Genomic DNA, 11,582 nt, shown 5'->3' on the forward strand with positions numbered 1-11,582 from the left:
AACGTTTGTTGTGACAGATGGACCTGACGTTTTGAATTCGGAGGAGACCGAGGCTCCTGCGCTTCCGAGTGGGCCTTTGGGGCCCACAGCCGGAAAGAGCAGCGTGCACTCGTGGCTGCGGGACCTGGCGGTCTCGATCATCGTCTCGACATTCATCATTATCTTTCTGTATCAGCCGGTTAGGGTTGAGGGGACAAGCATGCTGCCTGTGCTCGAGGACCAGGACCGTTTGTTCATCAACAAGATGGCTTACCGGGTGGGTGAGATCCATCATGGCGATGTCGTGGTTTTTTTGTATCCGCATGACCATACGAAGAGCTATATCAAGCGTGTGATCGCGCTTCCCGGAGAAGAGGTGCGGATTGACCATGGACGGGTGTTCGTGAACGGCAAGCCGGTCAAAGAGAAGTATGTTCCGCCGATGTATGCGGATGATCGCTCGCAGCCGGAGATGCAGGTTCCGGATCATGAGTACTTCGTGATGGGAGATCACCGGTCGATCTCGAGCGACAGCCGAGATTTTGGGCCGGTGGACCGGGAGTTGATCTACGGTAAGGCTGCGTTCGTATACTGGCCGATGGATCAGCTTGGGGTTGTGCGGTAGGGGCTTTCCGGGAATTCAGGGTGACGAGTAAGCCGACTTGGATTCTTGCGCTCTCATCTTAGCCGATGGCGAGGCTGACGGCCACGATGGGGCACCCAATTTCCTGGCTGGATGATGAAGGCAACGACAACCGCAGATTCCCTTCGGGAATGACGATCTGAGACACCAAGGCGAAGAACGATAGTGAGTTCGAGCTATAGCTCTTTGTAACGGACGATGTCCGCGAAGGAGTGGGGGTCGAGGCTGGCTCCGCCTACAAGAGCACCGTCGATCTCTTCTTCGGCCATGAAGGTGGCGATGTTGTCCGGTTTGACGGATCCGCCATAGATGACACGGGTATCATCGGCGCACTCCTGGCCTAGGCGGGCGGCTACTTCGCGGCGGATGATCTGGTGGGCTTCGCCGACCTGTGCGGGGGTGGCGCTGCTTCCGGTTCCAATGGCCCATACCGGTTCATACGCGATAGTGATGGAGCAGGGGATCGATGCTTTAATGCCGTTGAGGGCGCAACTGATCTGCCACCGGAGGACAGCTTCCGTTAGCCCGGACTGGCGCTTTTCGAGGGACTCGCCGACGCAGACGATGGGGACGAGACCGTGGGCCAGGGCGGCTTTGAGCTTCCAGTTGACCATGTCGTCGGTCTCGTTCGCGTAGATGCGGCGCTCGGAGTGGCCCAGGAGGATGTGATCGCAACCAATGGAGGCGAGCATCGTGGGTGAGGTCTGGCCCGTGTAGGGACCCTCATTGAGCCAGTGCATGGTCTGCGCGCCGACGTCGACATGGTGGTCCTTGCAGGCCCCGATAACGTAGGCGAGGGACGACATGGTCGGAAAGATGGCGATGTCGTCGCGGGTGTGGTCCTTTACCAGGGGGAGGAACTCGCGGAGGAAGGCGAGGGATTCGTCGGGCGTTTTGTACATCTTCCAGTTGGCGGCGATGAGTGGCTTGCGCATGGACTCCCTTGTCGTGTGGCTGGTTGAGTTTCGAGACTACGGTGCTTGGGGGATGGATGGCAAGAGGCTTTGGCGGGGTTGTGGCGGGCGAAGAGCAGATTCCCTTCAGGAGCGACAACCCACGATACTGAGGCGCAATAGTCGATCGGTCTCCCTCCGCACCGGCTGCGCTCATGCCGAGGGAGACCGACCGAGTTACTTCTCGGTGAGGGCGGCGATACCAGGGAGGGTCTTGCCCTCGAGAAATTCGAGCGAGGCTCCTCCGCCGGTGGAGATGTGCGTGATCCTGCCGGCGAGGCCGGACTTGTGGATGGCAGAGACGCTGTCTCCACCGCCAACGATGGTGGTCGCGTCGGTGTTGTTCGCAACGGCCTCGGCGATGGCGTTGGTTCCGGCGGCGAACGGTGCGAGTTCGAAGACGCCCATGGGGCCGTTCCAGAGGACGGTCTGGGCGCGGGCGATCTCAGTGGCGAAGAGCTCCACTGTGTCCGGGCCGATGTCGAGGGCCATGAGGTCGGCGGGGAATGGGCCGGTGCCGGAGAAGGTGTGGGTCGTGGCATCGACAGAGAACTTGTCGGCCAGGATGTGGTCGATGGGGAGTAAGAACTTCACGCCGCGTTTTTCGGCCTTCGCGAGGGCGGCTTTGGCCACGTCCTGCTTGTCGGGTTCAGCAAGAGATTTTCCAGTAGCCTGGCCTCGAGCGTTGAGGAAGGTGTAGGCCATGGCTCCGCCGATGAGGATGGTATCGGCCTTGTCGAGGAGGGCGTTGATGATCTCGATCTTGTCTGAGACCTTGGAGCCACCAATGATGGCGACGAAAGGCTTGTCGGGCTCGGCCAGGACCTTGCCGAGGAAGTTCATTTCCTTCTCAAGCAGGAAGCCGGCGGCGGACTCCTTCACAAAGTGGGTGATGCCCTCAGTGGAGGCGTGGGCGCGATGCGCGGTGCCGAAGGCGTCGTTGATGAAGATATCGCAGAGGTTTGCGAGCTCTTCGGCGAACTCTGCGTCATTTGCTTCTTCCTCGGGGTGGAAGCGCAGGTTCTCGAGGAGGAGCGTCTGGCCGGACTCGAGCTGGTTGGACATTTCGCGGGCAACTTCGCCGACGCAATCGGGCGAGAAGGCTACGTTCTCGCCCTGGTCGAGGACGTGATCGAGCAGGGTGCGGAGATGGTCGACGAGGTGGCGCAGGCTCATTGACTCGACGGGCTTGCCCTTGGGACGCCCGAGATGCGAGGCGAGGATGACCTTGGCCTTGTGACGGAGGCAGTACTCGATGGTGGGAATGGTTTCGACGATGCGGGTGTCATCGAGGATAAGGCCGTCCTTGAGGGGAACGTTGAAATCGACGCGGATCAGAACTCGCTTGTGGGCGAGGTCGAGGTCGCGGAGGAGAAGCTTGGACATGGTCGATCCTTCCTGGAGCTTTAAGGCTGGGTTCATCATAGCTTTCGGCGGTTGGCGGGCGAGAGCGAGAACGATTAGCCGGGGATGTGGGCGTCAGCTTCGATTTCGATCTTCCACCTGGGGTCGAGGAGGCCGGCTACGACAACCATTGTGGCGGCGGGAAGGACGAGAGAGAAAAACTTACCGTGGACTCGGGCAGCAGACTCCCAGTCGGTTGCGTCGGTGAGATAGATGCGGGTGCGATAGACGTGCTCGATTGAGCTGCCCGCGTCCTTGAGAGCCTTGGCAATCAGGGTGAGACATTGATCGGTCTGGGTGGCGAGGTCGCCGTCGTCGCAGCCCACTGGGCCGGTGCCGGATACGTGGACTCCGTGCCCGATGCGGACGGCGCGGGAGAAGCCGATGATGGGTTCGTAGGGGCTTGTGCCAGGAATGTTTGTGCGAGCGCTCATGCGTCGTTGGATGCTCACAGGTTGGCCGCAGAACCTTCCTGCACGGCGCAATGACGAGTGACTACTGGATGTCAGTGCGGATGATCCTGTAGCCGGTGGGTGGCTCGAAGAGCTTCGGGTCGGGAGGGGTGAGGTTGATGTTCTGGACGGTGAAGCTCTGGGCTCCGCCTCTGGGTTCAAAGCGCTTGACGATGAGGTTGATCTCCAGACGGGGAGAGTACCAGAACTCTTTGATGGTGGGTTCGGGGCGGGCGTAGCCGGTGTTGGTGCCTGGGTTAATGGTGGTGATCTCACGAGAGCCGATGACATCGAGGTCTGAGATGCTTTTACGTCCCAGGTCTTCGTGAGTGATGCCGCCTGCTCCGTTGGGGAACTGCACGGGTGTGGTCGGAGTGGGGGGTGCCGTCGCGGGGGCGTTGAAGGGATAGACCATGCAGATGTGCGTGGTGGGCTTACAGCTATAGAACTCGCGGCGGGCGGGGTCGGAGTATTCGAGGCTGGTGAGCATCGTCTCCTGCTTGTCGCCGGTGGGGGTGAAGAAGCGGCGTTCCTCAAAGATGCGCCCGTTGCCGTCGCGGGCGATGGTGCGGTGGTTCCGGATGGTGGTGGTAGTGCCGTCTTCGAGAAGGCGGGTCCACTCGGTGACGACGGTCGCGGAGAAAGGGGCTCCGGGCTTGGGGAGTATGGTGATGCTCTGAATGCGCTCGAAGCTGCGGCCGTCGGGTGCGTGGGTTGCGGTCTGGGAAGTGGCGGGGATTGCGAGGAGGAGAGCGGTGGAAAACACGACGATCTGGCTGAGGAGCTTCTGCATCGGAGACCTCGACGGACTCCAGTCTGTCACAGCTTAATTTGTGGTGCAAATGGCGGATTTTCGCTCGAAGAGGCAGAAAAAAAGGCTGAGACCCGAGGTCTCAGCCTTTTCATGGAGATGCGCTTTGTTAGAGACCCTTCTCGACTAGAAAGAGGATAAGGTCCTTGACGCGGCTGGAGTAGCCCCACTCGTTGTCGTACCAGCTGATGATCTTGCCGGTGTTCTGGCCGACGACCTTGGTGAGCTTGGAGTCGACGATGGAGGAGTAGGGGTTGCCGCGGAAGTCGGTGCTGACCAGTTCCTCGTCGGTGTAGCCGAGATAGCCCTTGAGTTCGCCCGACTCCGAGGCTGCCTTGAGGGCCTCGTTGATGGTAGCAGCGGTGATGGGCTTTTCGGAGACGAAGGTAAGGTCGACGACCGAGACGTTGGGGGTGGGTACCCGGATGGCGAAGCCGTCGAGCTTGCCGTCCATCTCGGGGACGACGAGCTTGAGCGCCTTGGCGGCTCCAGTGGAGGAGGGAATCATCGACAGGGCGGCGGCGCGGGCGCGACGGAGGTCCTTGTGGGGCGTGTCGAGGATCACCTGGTCGTTGGTGTAGCTGTGGATGGTGGTCATGATGCCGGACGCGATGCCGAAGGTGTCGTGGATGACCTTGACGACGGGCGCGAGGCAGTTGGTGGTGCAAGAGGCGTTCGAGATCACGTTGTGCTTCGAGGCGTCGTACTTGTCGGAGTTGACGCCGAGGACGATGGTGAGGTCCTCGTTGGTCGCCGGGGCGGAGATGATCACCTTCTTGACGGTCGTTCCGAGGTGAGCTTTGGCCTTGGTGGCGTCGGTGAAGAAGCCGGTGGACTCGACGACGATCTCGGCTCCGACGGAAGCCCAGTCGAGCTTGGCGGGATCGCGCTCGGCGAAGACCTTGATCTGCTTCCCGTCGACGGCAATGAAGTCGGCACCGTGGGTGATGGTCTGCTTGAGGTTGCCGAGGATGGAATCGTATTTGAGGAGGTGGGCGAGGGTCGCAGGGGTGGTGAGGTCGTTGACGGCGACGAATTCGATGTCTGGACTGCCGAGCGCGGTGCGGAAGACGTTACGTCCGATACGGCCGAAGCCGTTGATGCCAACCTTGACTGCCATGAACGAGTTTGCTCCTGTTCTTTCTTCTCTTTCTATTCTGGACGATTTTCTTGCCTCTGGGTGAGGAAATGCTGGGTGCGCCGCCATGATTGGCTGGGGGGTGTAGGCTGTGTTACAAGCGGGTTATGCGCAACTTGCGCGATTGGATACGGGAAACGATGAGACGACGCTCCAGGCGTGGACCGAATGAATCGGAGTCCACTGGGAAGAGCGGGCAGGAACTGCCACAAGGGCAGCTTGCTCCGCTTCGGCCGAATTACCCGGAGCCTGTGGCTCCGAAGGTGCAGGAAGCGGTTGCTCCTGTTATTGAACGGCCTTTGACGCCGGTTCCGCCTCATGCCGCTGTAGCCGAAGCGGCTCCCGAGCGGAAGATTGAGGTGGAGACGCAGCCGGAGAACCTTGGGGTGCCACCGGAGGAGCAGACGCCGGTCTCGCCTAAGGAGCCTCGGGGGTATGTGGTTTTGGCGATCGGGCTTCCGGGTTCAGGCAAGACGACGTGGTATAAGAGGCGCGGAGTGCAGCCACTCTCGAGTGACCTGCTGCGGACGCTGCTCTTCGATGACATTACCGAACAGAGGTATCAAGGGCTGGTGTTTTCGACGCTGCGGAGCCTTCTGCGGGCGCGGCTGATTGCCAAGATGCCTTGGAACTATGTGGATGCTACGAACCTGTCTCCGCATGAGCGGCGGCAGTGGATCAAGATGGCTAAGAGCTTTCAGTATGAGGTACATGCGGTTTTTTTCGATGTTCCACTTGCAGTGTGCATGGAGCGTAACTCGAAGCGTGACCGAGCGGTGACGGACGAAGTGATGCTGAAGATGGCCGAGAGGCTGAGGCCACCGACCTTCAAAGAGGGCTTCGACAAGATCACAGTCGTGCGGGTGAAAGGCTACCCGGGATCCGAAGGCGTCGGGGCTGCAGGCACTGCGGCGGCAGAGGCTCCTGAGGCGGGTGCGGAGGGGTCATTTCAGGGTGAGGCCTCGACCGACGCGGAGGCAGCTACCTAGTACCCCCCCCCACACTGGGCAAATGATGTAAAGTCTTCGATTCATTCGACTTAGCGTTGGACTTCGAAGCTAAAGTCTTGATTCTATTGAGGCATGTATCTGCAAAGTCTTCATTCCATGAGAGATAGGTTCATCATGGGGTGGTGGAGAGTTTGAATGGATGAGGGCAGCGTTGAGTTCGCGAAGGTGAGCTATGCGCTGCCCTCTTCTGCATCCGGGGACGCAGGGCGGCTGCTGCTGAAGGATGTTTCGCTGCGAATCGAGGCGGGTACGACTACTGCCCTGCTGGGCCGAAGCGGAAGTGGGAAAACGACACTGTTGCGGATGGTGAATGGGCTGGTGAGGCCGACCTCAGGTGAGGTGCGGGTGTCGGGACGGATGGTGGGGGAGAGCGATCCCGTGGAGTTGCGGCGGGGGATCGGGTACGTGATCCAGGAGACCGGGTTGTTTCCGCACATGACTGTCGAGCGGAATGCGGGGATGGCGCTTGAGCTTGCGGGGCGTTCCGATTCGGGGCGGGTCCGGGATGTGCTTGGGTTGGCGGGCATCGAGTACGACGGGATGCGGGAGCGGTATCCGTGGCAGTTAAGCGGTGGGCAGAGGCAGAGGGTGGGGGTGGCAAGGGCGCTGGCGATGGATCCGCCGGTGATGCTGATGGATGAGCCGTTCGGGGCGCTCGATCCGCTGACGCGGGCGGAGATGCAGACGATGCTGCGGGAGTTGATGGGGAAGGTTCGGAAGACGGTTCTGCTGGTGACGCATGACCTGGACGAGGCGCTTTACCTGGCGCAGCGGGTGGTGTTTCTGGAGGCGGGGGTTGTGGTGGCGGACCTGGCGGCGGGGGATGTGCTGGGATCTTCGAATGCTAAGGTGCGGGAGTATGTTGGGGCGGTGCATCGGGCGGTCAGGAATTGACCGGGCTGCGGCACTTTTTCGTGGCGAACGGATGGACGATCGGGCGGCTTACGTTTGAGCATCTCTGGCTGACGGTAAGTGCGATGCTGCTGGCGGGGGCGCTTGGGTTGCCGCTTGGGGTTTTGCTGGCGCGACGGCAAGGGCTCGCCGGGCCGGTGATCGCGTTTGCGAATGTGGTGCAGGTGATTCCTTCGCTGGCTCTGTTTGGGCTACTGCTGCCGGTGCCGTGGCTTGGGGAGAATGCGGCTCGGTTGGCGATTCTGGCGCTGACGGGGTATGCGTTGTTGCCGATTTTGCGGAATACGTATGCGGGGATTACGTCGGTTGATCCGGCGCTGGTGGATGTGGCGAATGCACTTGGGATGACTCCGTGGCAGAGGCTCCGTAAGGTGGAGTTGCCGCTGGCGGCTTCGGTGATTCTTGCAGGAGTCAGGACCGCAACTGTTACGTGCGTTGGAGTTGCGACGATCGCGGCGGCGATTGGGGCGGGTGGGTTGGGGGAGTTGATCTTTCGCGGGGTGGCGAGCGTGGATAACGGACTGGTGCTGGCGGGAGCGATTCCGGCGGCGTTTCTGGCGCTGGGCGCGGATGCCGGGCTAGGGTTTCTGGAGAAAAAGCTGGCGGTTAAGCGGGTATGAACGTGGGCCAATGTGTGGCCAGGCTGGTCAGTGGTCTGCTCTTTTCCAGCTTGATGCTTGGATGTGCTCCGCCGCGGTCTTCGCGGGTGGTGATCGGGGCCAAGAACTTTACCGAACAGGTGGTGCTTGGAGAGATGCTCGCGCAGGAGATTGAGGCTGTCACCGGTGAGCGGGTCGAGCGGCGGTTCTATCTTGCCGGGACTTATATCTGCCAGCAGGCGCTCGTGGGTGGGCGGATCGATGGTTATGTGGAATACACCGGGACTGCGCTGACGGCGATTTTGAAGCAGCCCCTGCCTCCGGTGGGACAGCGGGGGAAAGCGGAGGTGCTGTCTTCGGTTCGAAAGATCTATGAAGACAAGTATGGGGTGCGGGTGGAGGATGGGTTGGGGTTCGAAGATACGTTTGCGATGGCGATTCGGGGGGATGATGCGCGGAGGCTGGGGTTGAAGACGATCTCGGCTGCCGTGGGACCGGCTCGGGGGTGGCGGATGGGGGTGGGGTATGAGTTCGAGTCGAGACCGGATGGGTTGGAGGGGCTCGAGGCGACGTACGGCTTGAAGTTTGCCGAGAGACCCAGGACGATGGATCTGGGCTTACTCTATCGGGCTCTGGCAGAGCGGCAGGTGGATATGGTGTCGGGAAATTCGACGGATGGGCCGATTCGGGCGCTGGGGTTCTTCGTTTTGGAGGATGATAAGCATTACTTCCCTCCCTATGAGGCTGTGCCGTTGATCCGGGAGGATTCGCTGAAGGTGCATCCGGGGATTCAGACGGCGATGGATCGGCTGGCAGGGAAGGTGTCGGCGGAGGAGATGCAGAGGATGAACGATGCGGTGGACGGGCAGCATCGGGATGTTGGGGATGTGGTGCGGGAGTGGCGGGCGGCGAGGGGGTTGTGATGAGCGAGGCGATGAAGGTTGAGCCGTGGTTGAGGGGCACGTTGAACCATGTCGATTCGGTGCGGCGGCAAGTGCTGCATGCCCTGGAGTTGTCGAATGAGGATGCGGAGAGGTGGTGTGGGGACCTGTCGGACGAGGAGGTGAACGCGCGGCCGTATGGGGTGGCTTCGGTGGCGTTTCATCTGCGTCATATTGCACGATCGCTGGATCGCTTGCTGACGTATGCGGAGGGGAATCAGCTTACCGATGAGCAGATGGCGGCGCTGCGTGGAGAGCTTGATCCGGGTGCGAGGGCGGAGGAGTGTCTGGAGGAGTTTCGGATGGGGATCGGGAGCGCGGCGCGGAGAGTGGCGGAACTGCTGCCGGGGGATTTTGAGGAGGGGCGTGGGGTGGGGCGGAAGGGGTTGCCGAGTACGGTGGGTGGGCTGTTGGTGCATTGCGCGGAGCATACACAGAGGCATTCGGGGCAGATGGTGACTACGGCCAAGGTGGTGGCGGGGATGCGGTAAAGCGAAACGGCAAAGGCAACAGAAGACGCAGATTCCCTTCGGGAATGACAACCAAAGAAGCAACTGCAAATGCAACCGGAGATCCTTTGACTTCCCTGCGCTTCGCTCAGGATGACAAGGTTGTGATGTGGATAGAGGGAAAGGGAATACGCATGATGGTTCGCAACACTCTTCGGATGGCTTCTGCTTTGCTTGCCTTGGCGGCTTGCTCGATTTCCCCGATGCGCTTGATGGGGCAGGATGCTCCTCCTCCGCTCTATCTCGGGGCGGCCTGGTATCCAGAGCAGTGGCCGGAGGTGCGTTGGGAGGCGGATTTGAAGTTGATGGAGGAGGCGCACGTCCGGTTTGTGAGGATCGGGGAGTTTGCGTGGTCGACCATGGAGCCGAAGGAGGGGGACTTCGAGTTTGCGTGGATGGATCATGCAATTGCGATGGCGGCGAAGCACCATATCGACGTGGTGCTTGGGACGCCGAGCGCGGCTCCTCCGGCGTGGCTGACCCAGAAGTATCCGGAGACGCTACGGATCATGGAGGATGGGCGGCAGGACGCGCATGGGAATCGGCAGCAGTTCAACTGGGCGAATCCGAAGTATAGGGAGTTGGCGGCGAAGGTCGCGGGCGAGATGGCGAAGCGGTATGGGCATAATCCGCATGTGATCGGGTGGCAGATCGATAACGAGTATGCGAACGAGTCGTATGGCAAGGATGTTCAGAAGCAGTTTCAGGATTGGTGCAAGGCGCACTATGGGACGCTCGATAACCTGAACACGCGGTGGACGACGACTTACTGGAGTGAGAGTTATTCGGATTGGTCGCAGATTCCGATCGAGGAGAAGGAAGGGAATCCGGGGCTGCTGTTGAGCTGGAAGAGGTTTGTCAGCGATACGTGGCGGAGTTATCAGAAGAACCAGATCGACGCGATCCATGCATCGAGCGATAAGAGGCAGTGGATTACGACGAACATGATGGGATGGTTCGACGCGTATGACCACTACACGGTCGCGAAGGATCTCGACATGGCTTCGTGGGATGACTATGTGCGGGTGGATCATCTGGACCCGGTGTTCAACGGGGCTGCGCATGACTTGACACGTGGCTTTCTGCGGAAGAACTTCTGGGTGATGGAGACGCAGCCGGGGTTTGTGAACTGGAAGCCGAATAACGTCGCGCTGGATAAGGGCGAGGTGCGGGCGATGGCGTGGCACGACATCGGGCATGGGGCGGATGCGGTGGAGTACTGGCAGTGGCGGTCGGCGCTGAATGGGCAGGAGGAGTTGCACGGGACGGTGGTGGGGGCGGATGGGACTCCGGAGCCGCTTTATCCGGAGGTACAGCAGATCGGGGCGGAGTTTGCGAAGGCGGGGGAGTCGCTGAAGGGGACGTCGGTGCATTCGGAGGTGGCTATTCTGCACTCGTATGAGAGTCGTTGGGCGATCAACTGGCAGAGGCACAACCAGGCGTTCGATCCGGTTACGCAGCTACTTACTTATTACAAGCCACTGCGGGAGTTATCGCAGAGTATCGACATTGTGGCTCCTACTGCTCCGTTGAGTAGTTACAAACTTGTTGTGGCTCCAGGGTTGGCGGTGCTGACGAATGAGGCTGCGAAGAACCTGATGGAGTATGTGAAGGGTGGCGGGCACCTGGTACTGGGACAGCGGGCGGCGATCAAAGATGGGGATAATGGGCTGCAGCCGATGAGGCAGCCGGGGCCGCTGGGCGAGATGCTTGGCGGGAGAGTCGAGCAGTTCTATGCGCTTGCGGATGGGGTGCCGTTTTCCGGGGCGATGGGGGCGGGGACTTCGAAGATCTGGGCGGAGCAGCTTTCTACTTCTTCGCCTGATACGAAGGTGCTGATGACTTATGGGCCGAGTAATGGATGGCTGGATGGGCAGCCTGCAGTGATCACCCGGAAGGTCGGTAAAGGGGAGATTAGTTACATTGGGGCCTGGCTTGGGGATGGGGACGAGAGCACCAAGGGGCTGGCGAAGTGGATGGTTGAGAGCAGCGGGGTGGCGGCCGCGTGGGGGCCGGTCCCGGAGGGGGTGGAGGTGACTGCGCGGAGTGGTGGGGGGAAGAAGGTGTTCATCCTGGTGAACTTTGCCAAGACGGAACAGACGGTGCATCTGCCGGCTTCGATGCTTAGCGTGCTGGATGGGAGGCAGGTGGGGTCGGTAACGCTGGGACGGTATGGGGTGGCGGTGTTGGAGGCGAAGTAAGAAGCGAACGGCGAACGCGAAATAGGTACT

General features: G+C 60.7%; 12 protein-coding genes. 7 read left to right on the forward strand and 5 right to left on the reverse strand.

Annotation, left to right across the window (positions count from 1 at the left end; translation table 11 throughout):
• Positions 1 to 10: 10 nt before the first annotated feature.
• Complete coding sequence (gene lepB, locus GRAN_RS13155; protein WP_421800814.1) at positions 11 to 604, forward strand: signal peptidase I; 594 nt, start codon at positions 11 to 13, stop codon at positions 602 to 604.
• Positions 605 to 798: 194 nt separating this feature from the next.
• Here the strand turns inward: lepB and tpiA are convergent, their stop codons facing one another.
• The 5 genes from tpiA to gap all read right to left on the reverse strand — a co-directional run bounded on the left by tpiA (position 799) and on the right by gap (position 5,362).
• Positions 799 to 1,557, reverse strand: coding sequence for a triose-phosphate isomerase (gene tpiA / locus GRAN_RS13160; protein ID WP_128913483.1), 759 nt, complete (start codon positions 1,555 to 1,557; stop codon positions 799 to 801).
• A gap of 195 nt (positions 1,558 to 1,752) precedes the next feature.
• A complete protein-coding gene (locus tag GRAN_RS13165) occupies positions 1,753 to 2,961 on the reverse strand; it encodes a phosphoglycerate kinase (protein WP_128913484.1) in 1,209 nt (402 codons plus the stop codon).
• A 74-nt stretch (positions 2,962 to 3,035) separates the two neighbouring features.
• Positions 3,036 to 3,413, reverse strand: coding sequence for a RidA family protein (locus GRAN_RS13170; RefSeq protein ID WP_128913485.1), 378 nt, complete (start codon positions 3,411 to 3,413; stop codon positions 3,036 to 3,038).
• Positions 3,414 to 3,474: 61 nt separating this feature from the next.
• Entirely contained in the window at positions 3,475 to 4,224 is a 750-nt protein-coding gene (locus GRAN_RS13175) for a hypothetical protein (protein ID WP_128913486.1), read from the reverse strand.
• A gap of 127 nt (positions 4,225 to 4,351) precedes the next feature.
• Complete coding sequence (gap, locus tag GRAN_RS13180; RefSeq protein ID WP_128913487.1) at positions 4,352 to 5,362, reverse strand: type I glyceraldehyde-3-phosphate dehydrogenase; 1,011 nt, start codon at positions 5,360 to 5,362, stop codon at positions 4,352 to 4,354.
• 158 nt (positions 5,363 to 5,520) lie between these two features.
• Here gap and GRAN_RS13185 point away from each other — a divergent pair, with 158 nt between their 5' ends.
• The 6 genes from GRAN_RS13185 (at position 5,521) to GRAN_RS13210 (ending at position 11,552) form a co-directional block, all read left to right on the forward strand.
• Positions 5,521 to 6,369, forward strand: coding sequence for an ATP-binding protein (locus GRAN_RS13185; RefSeq protein ID WP_128913488.1), 849 nt, complete (start codon positions 5,521 to 5,523; stop codon positions 6,367 to 6,369).
• 156 nt (positions 6,370 to 6,525) lie between these two features.
• Positions 6,526 to 7,284: an ATP-binding cassette domain-containing protein gene (locus tag GRAN_RS13190; RefSeq protein ID WP_128913489.1), complete on the forward strand. Its 759-nt coding sequence runs from the start codon at positions 6,526 to 6,528 to the stop codon at positions 7,282 to 7,284.
• A 5-nt stretch (positions 7,285 to 7,289) separates the two neighbouring features.
• On the forward strand, positions 7,290 to 7,922 hold the full coding sequence (locus tag GRAN_RS13195) for an ABC transporter permease (protein WP_421800844.1): 633 nt from the start codon (positions 7,290 to 7,292) through the stop codon (positions 7,920 to 7,922).
• Positions 7,919 to 8,824: a glycine betaine ABC transporter substrate-binding protein gene (locus tag GRAN_RS13200; RefSeq protein WP_128913490.1), complete on the forward strand. Its 906-nt coding sequence runs from the start codon at positions 7,919 to 7,921 to the stop codon at positions 8,822 to 8,824. The genes GRAN_RS13195 and GRAN_RS13200 overlap by 4 nt, the downstream gene beginning before the upstream one ends.
• On the forward strand, positions 8,824 to 9,333 hold the full coding sequence (locus GRAN_RS13205; RefSeq protein WP_128913491.1) for a DinB family protein: 510 nt from the start codon (positions 8,824 to 8,826) through the stop codon (positions 9,331 to 9,333). Before GRAN_RS13200 ends, GRAN_RS13205 begins: the two co-directional genes overlap by 1 nt.
• Before the next feature lie 86 nt (positions 9,334 to 9,419).
• Positions 9,420 to 11,552, forward strand: coding sequence for a beta-galactosidase (locus GRAN_RS13210; RefSeq protein ID WP_241654560.1), 2,133 nt, complete (start codon positions 9,420 to 9,422; stop codon positions 11,550 to 11,552).
• Positions 11,553 to 11,582: the final 30 nt, after the last annotated feature.

The organism is Granulicella sibirica (assembly GCF_004115155.1).
GTDB classification, from domain to species: domain Bacteria; phylum Acidobacteriota; class Terriglobia; order Terriglobales; family Acidobacteriaceae; genus Edaphobacter; species Edaphobacter sibiricus.